The organism is Luteimonas sp. MJ250 (genome assembly GCF_039548455.1).
In the GTDB taxonomy this organism is placed as follows: Bacteria; Pseudomonadota; Gammaproteobacteria; order Xanthomonadales; family Xanthomonadaceae; genus Luteimonas.
Genome location: NZ_JBCLVB010000011.1, coordinates 200,070 through 218,377 on the forward strand (window position 1 = coordinate 200,070; position 18,308 = coordinate 218,377).

The 18,308-nt window shown below is 70.9% G+C and carries 13 protein-coding genes; 4 read left to right on the forward strand and 9 right to left on the reverse strand.

Going from position 1 to position 18,308, the window contains the following annotated elements; all coding sequences use genetic code 11:
* Positions 1-15: 15 nt before the first annotated feature.
* From WCE37_RS07615 to WCE37_RS07640, 6 genes are all read right to left on the reverse strand, one after another.
* Entirely contained in the window at positions 16-1,635 is a 1,620-nt protein-coding gene (locus tag WCE37_RS07615; RefSeq protein WP_343278813.1) for a tryptophan 7-halogenase, read from the reverse strand.
* Complete coding sequence (locus tag WCE37_RS07620) at positions 1,635-2,474, reverse strand: glycosyltransferase family 2 protein (protein WP_343278814.1); 840 nt, start codon at positions 2,472-2,474, stop codon at positions 1,635-1,637. The genes WCE37_RS07615 and WCE37_RS07620 overlap by 1 nt, the downstream gene beginning before the upstream one ends.
* On the reverse strand, positions 2,467-3,276 hold the full coding sequence (locus WCE37_RS07625; protein ID WP_343278815.1) for a beta-ketoacyl synthase chain length factor: 810 nt from the start codon (positions 3,274-3,276) through the stop codon (positions 2,467-2,469). Before WCE37_RS07625 ends, WCE37_RS07620 begins: the two co-directional genes overlap by 8 nt.
* Positions 3,273-4,469 (reverse strand): beta-ketoacyl-[acyl-carrier-protein] synthase family protein, encoded by a 1,197-nt coding sequence (locus tag WCE37_RS07630; RefSeq protein ID WP_343279172.1) that lies wholly within the window; start codon positions 4,467-4,469, stop codon positions 3,273-3,275. The genes WCE37_RS07625 and WCE37_RS07630 overlap by 4 nt, the downstream gene beginning before the upstream one ends.
* Before the next feature lie 101 nt (positions 4,470-4,570).
* Positions 4,571-6,826, reverse strand: a complete 2,256-nt coding sequence (locus WCE37_RS07635; protein WP_343278816.1) for a S9 family peptidase — start codon at positions 6,824-6,826, stop codon at positions 4,571-4,573.
* 53 nt (positions 6,827-6,879) lie between these two features.
* The gene (locus WCE37_RS07640) at positions 6,880-7,581 is read right to left on the reverse strand and encodes a glutathione S-transferase N-terminal domain-containing protein (RefSeq protein WP_343278817.1); all 702 of its coding nucleotides are present in this window, start codon (positions 7,579-7,581) and stop codon (positions 6,880-6,882) included.
* A gap of 173 nt (positions 7,582-7,754) precedes the next feature.
* Between WCE37_RS07640 and WCE37_RS07645 the strand changes: the two genes are divergently transcribed.
* A complete protein-coding gene (locus WCE37_RS07645) occupies positions 7,755-10,415 on the forward strand; it encodes an EAL domain-containing protein (protein WP_343278818.1) in 2,661 nt (886 codons plus the stop codon).
* 39 nt (positions 10,416-10,454) lie between these two features.
* A complete protein-coding gene (gene uvrD / locus WCE37_RS07650) occupies positions 10,455-12,635 on the forward strand; it encodes a DNA helicase II (protein ID WP_343278819.1) in 2,181 nt (726 codons plus the stop codon).
* Between the two features lie 26 nt (positions 12,636-12,661).
* Here the strand turns inward: uvrD and WCE37_RS07655 are convergent, their stop codons facing one another.
* The 3 genes from WCE37_RS07655 to WCE37_RS07665 all read right to left on the reverse strand — a co-directional run bounded on the left by WCE37_RS07655 (position 12,662) and on the right by WCE37_RS07665 (position 14,056).
* Complete coding sequence (locus WCE37_RS07655) at positions 12,662-12,907, reverse strand: hypothetical protein (protein ID WP_343278820.1); 246 nt, start codon at positions 12,905-12,907, stop codon at positions 12,662-12,664.
* Between the two features lie 148 nt (positions 12,908-13,055).
* Entirely contained in the window at positions 13,056-13,766 is a 711-nt protein-coding gene (locus WCE37_RS07660) for a DUF502 domain-containing protein (protein ID WP_343278821.1), read from the reverse strand.
* Positions 13,757-14,056, reverse strand: a complete 300-nt coding sequence (locus tag WCE37_RS07665; protein ID WP_343278822.1) for a DUF2782 domain-containing protein — start codon at positions 14,054-14,056, stop codon at positions 13,757-13,759. The genes WCE37_RS07660 and WCE37_RS07665 overlap by 10 nt, the downstream gene beginning before the upstream one ends.
* A 74-nt stretch (positions 14,057-14,130) precedes the next feature.
* Here WCE37_RS07665 and polA point away from each other — a divergent pair, with 74 nt between their 5' ends.
* Positions 14,131-16,896: a DNA polymerase I gene (gene polA, locus WCE37_RS07670; protein WP_343278823.1), complete on the forward strand. Its 2,766-nt coding sequence runs from the start codon at positions 14,131-14,133 to the stop codon at positions 16,894-16,896.
* Between the two features lie 369 nt (positions 16,897-17,265).
* Positions 17,266-18,267, forward strand: coding sequence for a glucokinase (gene glk / locus WCE37_RS07675; RefSeq protein WP_343278824.1), 1,002 nt, complete (start codon positions 17,266-17,268; stop codon positions 18,265-18,267).
* Positions 18,268-18,308: the final 41 nt, after the last annotated feature.

Here is an 18,308-nt window from a genome sequence, read left to right on the forward strand (position 1 = left end):
ATCCTCGGGCGCGGTTCAGGCCGCGCTGTACCAGGCGTCGCCAAGCGAGGCCGGCTGCACGTCGGTACCGGCCAGCAGTCCGTCGAGACCGTGCTCGCCGATCGACGGGTGCAGGTCGCGCACGCGCGCCAGGATCTCCGCCGCCAGCGCCTCCATGCGCCCGACGTTGTCGGCGATGCGCGCGTCGAAGGCGTCGTCGTCGAGCGTGTCGCGCAGCGCGCGGTTGAGCTCGTGGAACCACTGGATCCCGTGCTGGTCGAGCGAGCGCCCGGTCCCCGCGGGCGTTGACCCCGCGGCGGCGTTGCGTTCACCCCATTCGCGCAGCAGCGGCTGCATGGCGGCGTTGAGCGCGCTGGCACGTTCGAACAGCGGCTGCAGCCGCCCGAACATGCCGATGTCGGTGATGCGCCCGGTGAAGAACGCGGGCGCCAGCAGCGCCCAGTAGAAGGTGTAGTCCCAGATCACCTTCACCGGCAGCACCTGCTCGTCGCCGAACAGTGCGTACTGGCCCTGGTAGAGCGTCATGGTGTTCTCGTAGAACGAGAAGAACAGGCGCTCGTACATCGACGCGTAAGGGGCGAACGGCCCGCCTGCGCGGTCGCGCGCGATCAGGTCGGCGATCTGGGTGTTGGCGATCGCGATGAAGTCACTGCCCGGCGAATAGAAAGGATCCAGGAACAGGCCCGCCTCGCCGGTCAGCGCCCAGCGCTCGCCGTACAGGCGGCTGCAGCCGTGCGAGAACCCGCGCAGGAAGCGGAAGTCCTTGACCGCGTGCCCTTCGAGCGCTGCGGCCACGCGCGGCTGGTGCCTGCGCAGCCACTCCGTGGCCTTGTCGTGGCTGTTCATGCCCTCCAGCGGATGCATCGCGGCGTCGCAGACGATGCCGAGCGAGTGCGCGCCCGAGGCCAGCGGGATCATCCAGAACCAGTAGCCGGTGCCGCACATGTGGTTGGTCGAGCGCCAGCGGTCCGGTGGCGTGCAGCGGGTGCGCCAGGCCTCGTCGTCGGACCAGTCGTTGGGGTCGAGGATGCCGTCGACCCGCCACCAGGCGGCATTGGCATCGTGGCCGTTGGCCTCGGCCAGGCCCAGCTGGCGCTTGAGCAGGCCGGCGCGGCCGCTCGCGTCGACAACCCAGCGCGCGGCCAGGCTGCCTTCGCCGCCGTCACCCGACCAGGCGATGCGATGGTCCTCGTCGCCCTCGCCGAATTCGACCCCGCGCACCACCACGCCGTCGCGGAACCCGATGCCCATCGCCCGCGCGCGTTCGCCGAGCATGTTCTCGAAGCGGCCGCGATCGACCTGCCAGGACGGCGTCGGCAGCAGCTGGCTGACGCCGATCTCGGTGCAGCGGTCGATGTCGCTTCGGCCGTCGGAAAAGAAGAAGCGGAAGCCGAACTTGCGGATCTGCTCCCGGTCGAGGTGCTCGCGCAGCCCCAGCACGTGGGAAAAGTAGTGGGCGCCGATCTCGACCGTGGATTCGCCGACCTTGAACGCGGCCTCCGGCGCCGGGTGCACGCGCCGTTCAAGCACGGTGATAGAGAGCGAGGGGTCGGCCTGGCGCAGCTGCAGCGCCAGGGTCAGGCCGGCCAAGCCGCCGCCGAGGATCGCGACGTCGAAGCGATTGTTTTCGTCCATCAGCACTGGCCCTCGCCGGTCCGTGCGCTGCCGTCTTCGGCGTGGCTGGGCGTGGATGTCCCGTTGCCGTCGTCAATGACGGGCGGACGGCTGCGCGTGCGCGCATACCCGCCCAGGACATCGCCATGCCGCAGGACCTGGCCCACCACGTGCGAGGTGATCGCCCACAGGTCGCGGCCCAGGCGGAAGTGGCTCTTGCGGAACTCGACGCCGGGTTCGCAGCCGGCATAGCGGGTCTCGATCGGCACGGCGACCACGCCAGCGCCGGCATCGCGCGCGGCCGAGATCAGCATCTGTGCCTCGAACACGAAGCCTTCGCCCGGCACGCCTTCGAGCGTGAAGACCTCCCGCGGGTACAGGCGCTGGCCGCTCTGGCTGTCGACCACGCGAAAGCCGCAGGCCCAGCTGATGCCCCAGTCGCCGAAGTCGTTGCCCACGCGCCGGTGCGGCGGCTGCGAGGCCCGCTTGCGCAGGCGCGCGCCGACGATCACGCAGCCCGGGTGACGGTTCGCGGCGGCAATCAGCCGCGGGATGTCCGCGGCGTCGTGCTGGCCGTCGCCATCCATGGTGACCACCGCGCGGGCGCCCAGGCGCGCGGCCTCGGCAAAGCCGCTGCGCAGGGCTGCCCCCTTGCCCATGCGCGCCGGGTGCTGGACCACGCGGACGGGCAGGTCGGCGATGCGCGCGGCGGTGTCGTCGTCAGAGCCGTCGTCGACCACGATCACCAGCGGCGCCTGCGCCAGCGCGCCCTCGACCACGTCGCGGATGCGCAACGCCTCGTTGAGCGCGGGAATGACCACCGCAGTGTCTTCGCCGCGCAGCGGGATGGGCTCAGCCATGGGCCAGCTCCACCCGCAGCGTGCGGCCGTGGCCGGCGTGCAGCAGCACGAGGTCGCTGCCGGTGGCCAGCGCGTCGAACAGCGGCAGCATCGGCGCCATCGCATTGGCGCCGGCGTGGCGCGACAGCACGCCGTTGCCGCGGGGGGCATCGCCATCGACCAGGGTCGCGCGCAGGTTGATGCCGCCACTGTCGCGCTGCTGGTCCGCGCCCGGGCCGGTGGCCAGCACCAGCGCGCCACCAAGCAGGCCGGTGCTTTGCGAAACCGCCCCCAGCGGCCCGCTGCCGGGCGTGTCGTATGCCGCCAGCAGCACGGCGGTGTCGCCGCACGCGAGCTGGGCGAGCGCTTCCAGGAGCCCTTGGGCAAAGCTCGCGCGGTGCGCGCTCAGCGCCGTTGCCGGGCGCAGGCAGCCGGCACCGATGGTCCAGTAGCCGGCGGCGGCGTTGTGGACCGAGTTGTGGAACTTTGTCGGCGAGATCGCGCGCGGGTCGTCGGCGAGGGTCGCGCACATGTAGTCGGTGATCGCGAGATCGCCATGGGTGGAGGCGAACACCGATGGCAGCGACGCCGGCTCGCGGCCGGCCGCCTCGCAGGCGGCCAGTGCGACGTCCAGCGCAACCGCCACCGAGGGCGGTGCGCGGCGGCGTTCATTCGGCGCCAGCATCATCGGCGAGGGCTTGCCGCCGTCGCCCGGCGGCGTGCCATTGAGCACGTGGTCCACCGCGGCCTTCCAGGTGGGCAGGCCGTCGGCCCAGAAGCCGATGCCTTCGATGCGCGCGGCAAGGGTATTGAGCTTCGTCATGCGCGTCCGAACACCAGTGCGGCGTTGTTGCCGCCAAAGCCGAAGGAGTTGTTCATGGCGTAGCGGATGACGCTGCCCTCCACGTTGTCGAACCGGATCTGCGGGCCGCAGGCCGGATCGGGCGTCTCGCTGTGCAGGATGCCTGGCAGCAGGCCATGTTCGAGCGCGAGCAGTGCGAACACCGACTCCACGATCCCGGCCGCGCCGAGGGTGTGCCCGGTCCAGCCCTTGGTCGAACTGGCGTGCAGCGTGGCCGGGAACATCGCGGCCACCGCCGCGGCCTCGACCGTGTCGTTGGCCGGCGTCGAGGTGCCGTGCAGGTTGAGGTAGCCGACGTCCCCTGCATCGATCCCGGCGCGTGCGAGGGCGTCGCGCATGGCCAGGCGCGCACCGAGGCCTTCGGGGTGCGGCGCCGACATATGGTGGGCATCGCTGGATTCGCCATAGCCGCACAGGCGCAGGCCGGTGCTGCCCGGCACCGGGCGTTCGAGCAGCGCGAAGCCGCCGGCCTCGCCCAGCGACAGGCCGTCGCGGTCGCGGTCGAAGGGCCGGCAGGGATTGGCCGAGACCAGGCCCAGCGAGTTGAAGCCGGACAGCACGCTGCCGCACAGGGTGTCGACGCCGCCGACCAGGGCCGCGTCGACCAGGCCGGCCTGGACCAGGCGCGCCGACTGCGCGAACACCTTGGCGCTCGAGGAACAGGCCGTGGCCACGGTGACGCAGGGGCCGCGCAGGCCGGTGGCGGCCTGGACGAAGTCACCCAGCGAATGCGGCGTATGCACGACCGGGCGAGCGAGGTCGGCAGGAAAGGAGGGCATGCCGTCGGCATCCGGCTCGAGCCGGGTGTAGGCCTCCTCGCTGGCGCCGATGCTGGAGGTCGAGGTGCCGATGACCACCGCGATGCGCTCGGCGCCGTGGCGCGTGCGTGCGTCGTCGATGGCGGACATCAGTCCGTCGGACTGCAGCGCCATCCACGCCAGGCGGTTGTTGCGGCATTCCCACTGGGCCAGCGACGCCGGCAGCGCCTCGTCTTCGAGGCCGTCCACGCGACCGATCCACGCCGGCAGTGGATCAGGCCCGAAGTCGTTCCGCCGCAGGCCGCCGCGGCGCGCGCGCAGCGCGTCGAACTGGGCCTGGCGGCCGCGACCGAGCGCGGTGGTTGCGGTATAGGCGGTGATCGCCAGGGCCGGGATGGGGGAAGGCGACTGCGATGACGGCAAGGCGTGCACCCGGTGCAAGAAAGGCGCCGAGTATAGCCATGGCCGCGGGAGTGCCGTGGAAAGGGCACACGGGCTCAGTCGCCCAGGCAGCCGGCGAAGAATCGCTCTGACAGGCGATACCGGTGCAGCGCATCGGCGCCGCGCAGCCCGTGCTTGGCACCGGGGTAGGTCATCAGCTCGAAGCGCGTGCCCGCCGCCTGCAGCCGCGACATCAGCGCGGTGGCGTTGCTGAAGAGCACGTTGTCGTCGGCCATGCCGTGGATGAGCAGCAGGGCGTCGTCGCGGATGCCGCCGAGGTGGGTGAACACGCTGGCCGTGCGGTAGCCGTCGACGTTGGCCTTGGGCAGGCCCATGTAGCGCTCGGTGTAGTGCGTGTCGTACAGCGCCCAGTCGGCGACCGGCGCGCCGGCGATGCCGCAGGCGTAGTGCCCGGGCGCCTGGCCCAGCAGCATCAGGGTCATGTAGCCGCCGTTCGACCAGCCGTGCACGCCGATGCGCTCGCCATCGACCCAGGGCTGCGCCCGCAGCCAGTCCACGCCCGCGCGCTGGTCCTCGACTTCCACCGTGCCCTGCCGGCCGTAAAGCGAGCCGCCGAACGCCCGCCCGCGCCGCGGCGTGCCGCGGTTGTCGAGCGAGAACACCACGTAGCCCTGCTGCGCCAGGAACTGGTTGAAGAAGGCGTCGGCGCGGCCGGGCCAGGCGTCGAGCACGGTCTGCGCGGCCGGGCCGCCGTAGACGTAGGCCACGACCGGGTAGGACCGCGCGGGATCGAAGCCGGCGGGCCTGATCACGCTGTAGTGCAGGGGCGTGGTGCCGTCGGCCGCGGTGAGCGTGCCGAACTCCGTTGGCAGGTGCGCGCCCAGGTGGCCGGCGTAGGGATGGCCCGGGTCGCGGGGATCGTTCTCCACCAGCGCGGCGATGCGGCTGCCATCGGCGCGGTACAGCTCGAGCTGCGGCGGCGTGCGCGTGTTCGACCAGCTGTCGACGTAGACGCTGGCGTTGCCGGCGAAGGTGATCGCGTGCATGCCGGGCGTGGACGTGAGTTCGACGATGTCGCCGCCCTCCAGCGGGACCGAATACAGCACGCGCTGCGTCGGCGAGCCGCGGCCGGCGGTGAAGTAGGCCAGGCCCTTCGCCTCGTCCACCGCCTCGAGCGCGTCCACCGGCCAGTCGCCGCGCGTCAGCTGGCGCAGGTCCGTGCCGTCGGCGCCGGCGATGTACAGGTGCTCGAAACCGTCACGCTCGGACGACCACAGGAAGCGGCCGTCGGCAAGGAAGCGCAGGTTGTCGTGCAGCGGGACCCAGGTGTCCGAGGTCTCGGTCATGAGGGTGCGCTGGCGGCCACCGGCCAGTTCGACCTCGATGAGGTCCAGGCGCTGCTGCTCGCGCGACTGGCGCTGGAACGTCAGCCGCTGCGGGTCGCGCCAGTCGACGCGGGCCAGGTAGATGTCCTGCTCCGGACCGAGGTCGATGCGCACCGGGGCTTGGTCCGGTCGGCCGGGGCGGGCGACGAGCAGTTCGACGCGGACGTTGTCGTCTCCGGCCGAGGGATAGCGCTGCTCGACCACCTCGGTGCGGTCGGGATAGACCTCGTAGCGCTTCTGCATCGGCACCGGAGACTCGTCGATGCGGGCGTAGGCGATGGCGGAATCGTCCGGGGCCCACCAGTAGCCGGTGTGGCGCGCCATTTCCTCGTCGGCGACGAACTCGGCCACACCGTTGCCGATCGCACCGCCGCCGTCGCGGGTGAGCTGCACCTCGTCGCCGCCGGCCAGGTCGACCACCCACAGGTTGCGGCCGCGGATGAAGCTGACGTAGCCGCCCTTGGGCGAGACCTTGGGATCGGTGGCGAAGCCGCCGCCGGAGGTCAGCTTGCGCACCGCGTCGCCATCCGCCTGCGACAGGTCGTACAGGTAAAGCTCGCCGCCCAGCGGGAACAGCAGGCGCCGCGAATCCGGGGCCCAGTGGTAGTCCACGATGCCCGACAGCGCGGCGATGCGCTGGCGCTCGCGGCGCGCCTTCTCCTCGTCGCTCAGCACCTCGTCGCCGGGCAGCACCACGGCCGAATCCACCAGCATCGCAGTGCTGCCGCTGGCGACGTCGTAGGCCCAGAGGTCGAGGCGGTTGCGGTCGTCCTCGCGGCCGCGCAGGAAGCTGACCTTCGATCCGTCGGGCGCCACCTTGGGCCGCAGCAGCGTCGGCCCCGACAGCGCCGCGTCGCCGGTGATCGCCTCGAGGGTGAGCGGCTTCGCGGGCGGGGCGTCGGGAGTGGCGGCGTGGGCCGTGGGGAGGGCAAGGGTCATGAGTGCGGTGGCCAGGAACAGGCGCATGTGGCGGTCCGGGAGGCGGTCGAATGCCCCATGATGCCGCAGCCACTGCCGGTTCAGGCCGGGCGGGTGCCCTGTCCGAACAGCACGGCCTTCTGCGCGTCGCTCATCGGCTTGCCGGCGTCGGGATTCACCTGTGTCGACAGCGCATAGGCGCGCTGCGTGGCGGGGCGGGCGGCGATCGCGGCCTGCCAGCGCAACACGTCGGGGAAGGGCTGCATGTCCAGCGGCGCGCTGGCGTAGACATTGATCCAGGGATAGGCCGCCATGTCGGCGATGCCGTAGTCGTCGCCGGTGATGAAGGCGCGGCCGGCCAGGCGCTGGTCGAGCACGCCCAGCAGGCGCTCGGCCTCCTTCCTGTAGCGATCGATGGCGTAGGGGATCTTCTCGGGCGCGTAGACGTTGAAGTGGCCGTACTGGCCGGTCATCGGCCCCAGGCCGGCCATCTGCCAGAACAGCCACTCCAGCGCCTCGATGCGTCCGCGCGGGTCGGTGGGCAGGAAGCGGCCGGTCTTTTCCGCCAGGTAGAGCAGGATCGCGCCGGATTCGAACACGCTCTGCGGCGCGCCGCCGTCGGCGGGGGCATGGTCGACGATCGCGGGCATCTTGTTGTTGGGCGAGATCGCCAGGAAGTCCGGCTCGAATTGCGCGCCCTTGCCGATGTCGACCGGATGGATGCGGTAGTCGAGGCCCGCTTCCTCCAGCAACAACGTGACCTTGTGGCCGTTGGGGGTGGGCCAGTAGTGGAGGTCGATCATCCGGGGACTCCGCGAAGGTGGGCCTCCAAGTCTAGGCCGGCGCCGCGCCGGCGATGGGCTGCGGCGCGCAACGCAGCGTCCGGGCAGGACGCCCGGGCGCACGGTGCAGCACGTTGGCGCAGCGGTTCCGACGCGGGTTAGGCTGCAGCCGACCCCGCGGGGAATATCGACCGATGGACGTGGAACCCCAGGACAATGCGCAAGGGACGCCCGGGACTGGCGGCCGCAGCGCCGACGGCGCGGATGCGGGAGCCGCGCGCTTCCGTCGCGCCTGGTGGTTCGGCGGGACGCTGGTGCTGTGCGTGCTCCTGGCCGCCGTGGCCGTCGCCTGGAACGACCTCCGCGTGCGCCGCGACGCGGGCGCGCGCTACCTGCGGGCACTGGTGGACAGTCATGTCCGCCAGACCGGGCAGCAGATCCGCAGCATCGAGCGCGCCATGCACGGGCTGGCCGTCGGCCTCGAAACAGTGGATGGCGCCGTACCGGAAACGAGGGCTGCGTTCACGCAGGGTGCGATCGGCCGAATCGCCCTTGGCCATCGCCACCTGCTCGACCTTCGCGTGGAGGCCGAGGCCCCGGCCTTCGCCGCGACCACCGCGCTCGAACCCTACCACCTGCAATTCGGGCCGGCAGGACAGGATGCCGGGGGGCGCTGGGTCCTGCCGCTGGCCATGCCCTTCCACCTGGCCGTGGACGACGGCCAGCCAACGCAGTGGCTGCGCGCCGACCTCGACGCCGAGGCCTTCATCGAAGTGCTGCAGGAGCATGAGGTCGGACCCGATGGCGTGTCCTCGCTGCTCGATCGGGACGGCGTGCTCATCGCGCGCTCCGACACCGGCACGCTGCATGCGGGTCTGGATGCCGGAGTGTCTCCGGTGTTCAGCGTGGGCGCCGGCCAGGACCGCGGGCTCCTGAGATCACGAAGCCGCCTGGACGGATTGGAGCGCATGGTCGGGTACCGGCACATTGGCGACCGGCCCCTGATCGCGACCGTCGGCATGACACCCGATGCACTGTACGGTGGCTGGCGGGCGTTCGTGGCCACCCTCGCCTGCGGCATGCTGCTGCTGACCGCCGCGTGGCTTGTCGGCATGTGGTTTCTGCACCGGGCGGCCCTGCGCGAGAGAAGGATGCGACGGAGCGTGGCCGCCAGCCGGGACGCGGTGGGCCACCTGCGCGAGCACATGCGGGTCTTGCGGCGCGCGATCGAAACCTCGGACCAGGGCACGTTCATCCTGCAGGCGCCGCGCGACCGGCTGGTCTACGCGAACGCCGCATTCACCCGCCTGACCGGCGTCGATCCCGGTGCTCCGCCGTCCGCCGTGCGCGCGGCACTCAGGGCGCTGCTTGATCCCGTGGACGTCCGCCTGCTGCGTGCGGCCATGAAGCGTCGTCGCGACGTCCGCATCGAGGTCAGCGACCGACGCGCCCCCCGGGACATCCGCGACCTCGAGGTCCGGTTGGCTGCAGTGCTGGATGTCGACAGCCCCGCGGCGAGCCTCGTCGGGGTCGTCGAGGACGTCACCCTGCGCAAGCGCGCTGCCGAGGAAATGGCGTTCCGTGCCAGCCACGACCTGCTGACCGGCCTGGCCAACCGCGACCTGCTGATCGGCTGCATCGACCGCGCGTTGGCCGATGCCGACGGCCGGTTCGCGGTCTGCCACCTTGACCTGGACCGCTTCCAGCTGGTCAACGACAGTCTTGGCCATGGCGTCGGCGACGAACTGCTGATCTCGGTCGCACGCCGGCTGGAGACCGCGGCGGGCGCCGGGGCCACGCTGTCGCGGCTGGGCGGCGACGAGTTCGGCATCCTGCTTCCCCTCGGGCCGGACGCGGAGGTGCCGGCGCGCGTGGAAGCGCTGCGCCTGGCGTTGGCGGGCACGGTTGAAGTGCGCGGCGCCGCACTGCACGTGACGCCTAGCCTCGGCTACAGCTGTTTCCCGGGCGACGGCATGGACGGCACCACCCTGCTGCGCGCGGCCAGCCAGGCCGGCGCCCGGGCCAAGCGCCTGGGGCGCAACCGCAGCGTGGGCTACAGGAGCGAGTTCGACTCCCGCGCAGGCGACCGGCTGCTGCTGGTCAAGCAGCTGCATGACGCGCTCGAGCGCGAAGAGTTCGAGCTGGCCTTCCAGCTCCAGTTCGATTGCCAGGACCACCCCTGCGGGCTCGAAGCCCTGGTGCGCTGGCGGCATCCGGACCGCGGCCTGCTTGCGCCGGGGGCCTTCATGGACGTCTGCGAAGAGTCCGGGCTGGTGCTCCCGCTGGGTCGCTGGGTGCTGCGCGAGGCGATGAGCCGGTGGTGCCTGCTGGACGCGTGCAGTTGGGGAGCACTGCGGATCGGGGTGAACGTGTCGGCGCTGCAGTTCCAGGAGGGACTGGTGCAGGAGGTCGGCCAGCTGCTCGCGGAGTTCGGACTGCCGCGCGACAGGCTGGAACTGGAACTGACCGAGAGCGTGCTGCTGGAGAGCCCGGCGGACGCCCGCATGGCCATGAAGGCGCTTGGCGATCTGGGCGTGTCGCTTGCCATCGACGACTTCGGCACCGGCTACTCGAGCATGGCCTACCTCAAGGACCTGCCGGTCCAGCGGCTGAAACTGGACCAGTCCTTCGTCCGCGACCTGGGGCGCGATCCGGAAAGCGAAGCCATCTGCGAGGCCATCCTGCGCATGGCCAAGGGCCTGGGCCTGGGCGTCGTCGCCGAAGGCGTGGAAGCCCGGCACCAGCATGAATGGCTGCGCAAGCGCGGCTGCGACGCCTTCCAGGGCTACCTGCTCGCGCGCCCCCAGGACTTCGACGCCGTGCTCGAACGCCTGCGGCAGATCGCCGCGCGCTGACGCCTGGGGTGGGTGCCGGGCCTGGCGTAACATGCCGGCATGGATGTTTCCCACCTGCTCGATGGGCTGAACGACGCCCAGCGCGAAGCCGTGTCCGCGCCTCCCGGCCACTACCTGGTGCTGGCCGGCGCCGGCTCCGGCAAGACCCGCGTGCTCACCCACCGCATCGCCTGGATGAACGAGGTGTTCGGGGTGCCGGTGCACGGCATCTTCGCGGTCACCTTCACCAACAAGGCGGCGGCGGAAATGCGCCATCGCGCCGACGCGCTGCTGCGCAACGGCGCGCGCGGACTGTGGATCGGCACCTTCCACGGCCTGGCCCACCGCCTGCTGCGCCTGCACTGGCAGGACGCGAAGCTGCCGGAGGCCTTCCAGATCCTGGATTCAGACGACCAGCTGCGGCTGGTCAAGCGCGTGGTGCAGCAGCTTGAACTCGACGAAGCGCGCTTCCCGCCGCGGCAGATCGCGTGGTGGATCAACGCCCAGAAGGACGAAGGCCGACGCCCGCCGCACATCCAGGACGGCCAGGACGAGTGGGGCTCGGTGATGCTCAAGGCCTACGCGCTCTACCAGGAGCGCTGCGACCGCGCCGGCCTGGTCGACTTCGCCGAGATCCTGCTGCGCGCGCACGAGCTGCTGCGCGACACCCCGGCGCTGCTGGCGCACTATCGCCAGCGCTTCGCGCACCTGCTGGTGGACGAATTCCAGGACACCAACGCCATCCAGTACGGCTTCATCCGCCTGCTCGCGGGTGACAGCGGCCAGGTGTTCGTGGTCGGCGATGACGACCAGGCCATTTATGGCTGGCGCGGTGCCAAGGTCGAAAACGTGCAGCGCTTCCTGCAGGACTACCCCGGCGCGCGGACCATCCGCCTGGAGCAGAACTACCGCTCCACCGCAGCCATCCTCGACGCCGCCAACGCGGTGATCGCGCACAACCCGGGGCGAATGGGCAAGAAGCTCTGGACCGACAGCGGGCAGGGCGACCCGATCGACCTGTTCGCCGCCTACAACGAGATCGACGAGGCCGAGTACATCGTCGGCCGTGTCAACGAATGGGTGCGCGACGGCGGCAGCCACGGCGATTGCGCGGTGCTTTACCGCAGCAACGCGCAGTCGCGGATCATCGAGGAAAAGCTGCTGGCCGCACAGCTGCCGTACCGCGTGTATGGCGGCGTGCGATTCTTCGAGCGCGCCGAGGTCAAGGACACCCTGGCCTACCTGCGCCTGGTCGCCAACCGCGCCGACGACGCGGCCTTCGAGCGCGCGGTCAACACGCCCACCCGCGGCATCGGTGGACGCACCTTGGACGAAGTGCGCATGCGCGCCCGCGCCGACGGCGTCTCGCTGTGGGAGGCGTCGTTGCGCTGCGCACAGGGTGGTGGCCTGGCGGGGCGCGCGCGCAATGCCCTGGCGGCCTTCCACGCGCTGGTCGACGCGATCGAAAGCGAGCTGGGCGACCTGCCGCTGAAGGACAAGATCGACCACGTTCTGCTGCGGTCCGGGCTGCGTGAGCACTATGCGCGCGAATCGAAGGGCAGCCTGGACTCGCGCGTCGACAACCTTGACGAACTGGTCTCGGTCGCTTCGCGCTTCGTGCGCGGGGAGGATGACGAGTCGGCCGCGCTGTCCGAGCTGGTCGCCTTCCTCGCCTACGCCGCGCTGGAGGGCGGCGAGGGCCAGGCCCAGGCCGGTGAGGACGGCGTACAGCTGATGACCCTGCACAGCGCCAAGGGCCTGGAGTTCCCGCTGGTGTTCCTGGCCGGGCTGGAGGAAGGCCTGTTCCCGAACGCGCGCTCGATCGAGGAAAGCGGGCGCCTGGAGGAGGAACGCCGGCTGGCCTACGTCGGCATCACCCGGGCCCGGCAGAAGCTGGTGCTCAGCCACGCCGAGACCCGGCGCCTGCACGGCCAGGACATGTACGGCATGCCCTCGCGCTTCCTGCGCGAGATCCCGCCGGCGCTGCTCAACGAGGTGCGCCCCAAGGTGCAGGTCTCGCGGCCGCGCTATGCGCCCACGCCGCGACGCGACTACGGGCACGCGGCGATGGAGGACACGCCGGGCATCGCGGTGGGCCAGGAAGTGGTGCATGCGAGCTTCGGAAACGGCGTGGTCACCGACATCGAGGGTGCCGGCGCCCATGCGCGGGTGCAGGTCAATTTCGACGGTGTCGGCAGCAAGTGGCTGGTGCTGGCCTATGCCAAGCTGCAGGCGGCCTGAGGGATCGCCGCGGGGCCGCGGCCGGGCTAGTCGCGCAGCTGGAAGCCCGGCGACTCGTTGATCCCGCCGTCGGCCTCGAGCACCGCCCAGCGCTGGCCGTCGCGGTCGAAGACCACCGGGATCGGGTCGCGGAACAGCGGCCGGCGCACGAAACGAAGCGTCCACTGGAAGTGCTCCAGCGTTTCCAGCGCCTTCAGCTGGGCCGGCGTCAGGCCCTTGCGCAGCTCGGCGGGATCCAATGCTGGCGGGCTTCGGCGCTCGCGACCGTACATGTGCGTTCCTGTGTTGCAGACACGGGCCATGGTGCCGCGCGCCCTTTGGACAAGGCGTGAAAAGACACCGCGCGCGTGCACGCGCCGACCAAGCCACGGCATCGGTGCCTGGCATGTCGATGCAGACGCTTCCCGGGACGGAAGCGGGCTACTCCGCGACCGAACCTGGAATTTTGCCGCGCGGCAGGGTGATGCCCATCGACAGGTAGACGCTGGTCAGGGTGTCGATGCCGAAATCGGCCGGCTTGACCCACTCCGCGGGCATGTACAGCAGGCCGCCGCCGACCGGGATCGGCGCGGTCGGCACCAGCACCGTGAGGTACGTGCGGCCGTTGAGTTCGATCGGCTCCGGATTCGGCAGCAGGCCGAGCACGGCCACGCCGTCGCCGCCGAAGAAGCACCACACCGGGCTCATCGCCGCGATGTCGGCCTGCTGGCGGTCGCCGATCACCGAGACGAAGCGTTCGGCCAGCGCGTACACGCTGCCGACCAGCGGGATCCGGCGCATGGTGTTGTCGAGCATGGCCTTGATCGGCGCCTTGAGCCGCGACTGCACCAGCAGGCCCAGCAGGTAGATCAGGGCGATGGTCAGCAGCGTGCCGAGCAGCCAGGCGAACACCGGATGGGCGGCAAACCAGGCGCCGAACACCGTGAACGAGCGTCCGAACAGGCTGCTCGGGCCAAGAACGCCGTTGACGATTCCCACCGCCCAGCCCAGCAGCACCAGGGTGAGCACCAGCGGCAGCACCGCCAACAGGCCGGTCAGCCAGGTGGCGACCATCGGCGGCAGGCGCCTGGCGGCGTCGGCCGGGCCCGGTTCCTGCCCCTGGCCGTGGTGTGGCGGGGTGATCAGTTCCACTCGAACAGCTTGAAGTACACCGGCGACACGCCGTCGCGCTCGCTGTCGACGACGCCGTCGCCATTGCGGTCGAAAAGGTAGTACGGCGCGCCGCGCGAGGGCACGACCTTGAGCGCGCGCAGGCGGCCGTCGACGCGGTACTCGGTGACCGTGTCGCCGTTGGCCTCGATGCGGGTGGCTTCCACCGCGTCGGCCGGGATTTCATCGGCGGGCATGCCGTTCGTGGCGCAGGCGCCGAGCAGGAGGCCTGCGGCGAGCACGGTGGCAAATGCGGCGGCGGAACGGTTCATGGCGATCTCCCGGGGCTAGCCACGATTATGCGCCAGCGGCGCGGGCGAAGCCGTGGACACGTAGAATCCGCGGCATGACGCGACTCGTGCTGATCGATGGTTCCTCCTACCTGTATCGCGCCTTCCACGCGCTGCCGCCGCTGACCAATGCCGATGGCGAGCCCACCGGCGCGCTGTTCGGCGTGGTCAACATGCTGCGGGCGACGCTGAAAGAGCAGCCCGACTACCTCGCCTTCGTGGTCGACGCGCCCGGCAAGACCTTCCGCGACGACATCTACCCGCAGTACAAGGCCAACCGGCCGCCGATGCCCGACGACCTGCGCACGCAGGTGCAGCCGATGTGCGACGTGGTCGAGGCGCTGGGCATCCCGATCCTGCGCGTGGGCGGGGTCGAGGCCGACGACGTCATCGGCACCCTGGCACTGGCGGCGGTAGGCCAGGGCATGGACGTCACCATCTCCACCGGCGACAAGGACTTCGCCCAGCTGGTGCGCCCGGGCGTGGCGCTGGTGAACACCATGAGCGGCACCCGCACCGACTCCGAGGAAGCGGTATTCGCGAAGTTCGGCGTGCGGCCGGACCAGATCATCGACCTGCTGGCGCTGATGGGCGACAGCGTCGACAACATCCCCGGGGTCGAGAAGTGCGGTCCGAAGACCGCGGCGAAGTGGCTGGCGGCCTACGACAGCCTCGACGGCGTGATCGCCTCGGCCGGGGAGATCAAGGGCAAGGTCGGCGACAACCTGCGCGCCGCGCTCGACCGGCTGCCGCTGAGCCGCACGCTCGCGACCATCCGCACCGATGTCGAGCTCGAGGTCGGACCGGCGGACCTGGCCCTGCGCACGCCAGAAACCGAGACCCTGCGCACGCTGTACCAGCGCTACGGCTTCGTGCAGGCCCTGAAGGACCTCGATGGCGGAAGTGCCAGCGGCGTGGTCCCGGCGCGCGCCGCGATGCCGCGCGCGGGCAGCGGCTTCGTCGCCCCCGCGCCGACGGTGGGCGATGCCGTGCTGGACCCGGCGCTGGCCGCGCCTGGAAGCCATGACCTGATCCTGGACGTCGAATCGCTCGAGGCCTGGATCACGCGCCTGCGCGACGCGGGCCTGTTCGCGCTCGACACCGAGACCGATTCGCTCGACGCGCTGCGTGCCAACCTGGTGGGCATGAGCTTCAGCTGCGAGCCCGGCCAGGCTGCCTACCTGCCGCTGGCGCACGACTATCCCGGCGTGCCGGCGCAGCTCGACCGTGGCCAGGCGCTGGACATGCTCAGGCCGCTGTTGGAAGACGCCGCGGTGCGCAAGGTCGGGCAGAACGGCAAATACGACCTGCACGTGCTGCGCCGCCACGGCATCGACGTGGCCGGCTACGCCGAAGACACGCTGCTGGAGAGCTTCGTGCTCGACGCCGGCCGCGCGCGCCATGACATGGATTCGATGGCCCGCCGCGAACTCGGCTACCAGACCATCGCCTACGCCGACGTGGCCGGAAAGGGCGCCAAGCAGATCCCGTTCTCGCAGGTCGCGCTCGACGACGCCACCGCCTATGCCGCCGAGGACGCCGACATCACCCTGCGCCTGCACCGCGTGCTGTCGGCGCGGCTGGCTTCCGAACCCTCGCTGGCCGCCGTGTACCGCGACATCGAGATGCCGCTGGTCCCGGTGCTGGCGCGCATCGAGGCCAACGGCGTGCTGCTCGACGCCGACGGGCTGCGCGCCCAGGGCGCGGGGCTGGGCCGGCGCATGCTGGACCTCCAGCAGCGCGCCACCGGGCTTGCCGGGCGCACGTTCAACCTGGATTCGCCCAAGCAGGTCTGCGCCCTGCTGTACGACGAGCTGAAGCTGCCGACCTTGGTGAAGACGCCGAAAGGCCAGCCCTCGGCCAACGAGGAGGCGCTGGAGGCCATCGCCGACCTGCACGAGCTGCCGCGGGTGATCCTGGACTACCGCAGCCTGGCCAAGCTGCGCGGCACCTACACCGACAAGCTGCCGGAGATGGTCAACCCGGATACCGGCCGCCTGCACACCAGCTACCAGCAGGCGGGCGCCGCCACCGGGCGGCTGGCGTCGAGCGATCCCAACCTGCAGAACATCCCGATCCGCACCGAGGACGGCCGCCGCATCCGCACCGCGTTCGTGGCGCCGCCGGGGCGCAAGATCGTGGCCTGCGACTACTCGCAGATCGAGCTGCGGATCATGGCGCACCTGTCCGGCGACGCGGGGCTGGTGGCCGCGTTCGAGGCCGGCGCCGACATCCACCGCGCCACCGGGGCCGAGGTCTTCGGCCGCAGGATCGATGAGGTCAGCGGCGACGAGCGCCGCGCCGCCAAGGCGATCAACTTCGGCCTGATGTACGGCATGGGCGCGTTCGGCCTGGCGCGAAATCTCGGCATCGGCCGCGCCGACGCGCAGGATTACATCGCGCTGTACTTCTCGCGCTATCCCGGCGTGCGCGACTTCATGGAACGTACCCGCGTGCAGGCACGCGAACAGGGCTATGTCGAGACCGTCTTCGGCCGCCGCCTCTACCTGGAATACATCAGCCGCGGCACCCAGCCGCAGCGCGCCGGCGCCGAGCGTGCCGCGATCAACGCGCCGATGCAGGGCACCGCGGCGGACATCATCAAGCGCGCGATGGTGTCGGTGGACGCCTGGCTCGCACCACACGGCGACCGCGCGCGGATGATCCTGCAGGTGCACGACGAACTGGTGTTCGAATCCGACGCGGACTTCGTCGACACCCTGCTTTCAGAAGTGGTGGCGCGCATGACCGGAGCGGCCAGCCTGAGGGTGCCGCTGGTGGTCGACAGCGGGGTGGGCGACAACTGGGAACAGGCGCATTGACCGCATTCAGGAACTCGCCGGGCCGGCCCTTGTCGGCGTAGCCGCGGAAGCCCGAATTGCGCGCGCGCAGGACTCCGGTAAACGCCCGCTGAATCCAACAAAAACTTAACCCTTATCTTCACGAACCATCCATGTGCGGGATGGTCATATAGCCCGTGACAGATGCAAGGTCTGTCGCAGATCACCTCCCCTCCCCTGGAGTTGATCGACCGGAACGACGGCTTCTCCCCAAGCCCCGTTCTCCAGCCCCGCCGGCCCCCCCTGCCTGCGGGGCTTTTTATTGTCTGCGGGAACTGTCTGTGGGAGCGGCCATGGCCGCGATTGCCTGGGTTAGCCTGTTCCGATCCATTGCATGCCGGAAGGGCGGACATGAGCGCGAACGAGCATCTGGCCCTGATCGCCGACATCGGCGGCACCAACGCGCGTTTCGCCCTGTGCGACCCGGCGGCACCGGTGCCGCAGCTGCTGCATCGGCTGCGGCTGCGCAACGCGGAGTTCGCCAGCCTGCAGCACGCCGCCGAGCAGTACCTGGCGCAGGTGGGCGCACGACCCCGGCGCGCGGCGATCGCGCTCGCCTGTCCGGTCGACGGCGATGAGATGCGCCTGACCAACCGCGCCTGGTCGTTCAACCGGCACGAACTGCGCGAGTCGCTTGGGCTGGAGGAGCTGCGTCTGGTCAACGATTTCGGCGCCATCGCGCGCGCCGTTCCTGTGCTGGCGCCGGAACAGCGTATGTCGCTGCACGGTCAGCCCGACCTGCCCCTGCGAGGCCCGGTCAGCGTGATCGGCCCGGGCACCGGTTTCGGCGTCGGCCTGCTGGTGGGCAGCGCCGGCGAGGGCTGGCAGGTGGTGGAGACCGAGGGCGGACACGTGGGCTTCGCGCCGCTGGGCGAGGAGGAGCGCGCGCTTGCCGACTGGGCGACTGCGAGCCACGGCCGCGCGTCATGGGAGCGGCTGCTGTCCGGCAGCGGCCTGGCCGCAATCGATGCCGTGCTGCGCGAACGCGCGGGTGGTGCGGCCTGGCCGCCGCGGGAGCCTGCCGAGGTGCTGGCCGCCGCACTGGACGGTCATGACGTCGTGGCGCGGCGCGCACTGGCGCGCTTCTGCGCGATCCTCGGCAGCGTCGCCGGTGACATCGCCCTGGTGCACGGCGCGCGCACGGTGGTGATCGCCGGTGGCATCGTGCCGCGGTTCCTGCCGTTCCTGCGCGCCAGCGCGTTCCGCGAGCGCTTCCTGGCCAAGGGCCGCTTTGCCGCCTGGCTCGAGCCGGTGGTCATCCAGGCCGTCATCCACCCCGACCCCGGCCTGCTTGGTGCGGCCATGGCTCTGCGTGAGCCGGTGCCGGCGCGTGCCGAGCCGCGCAGCACGTGAGCGCTTGACCTTGCAGCGATGGCAAGCTGCATGCTTCCGGC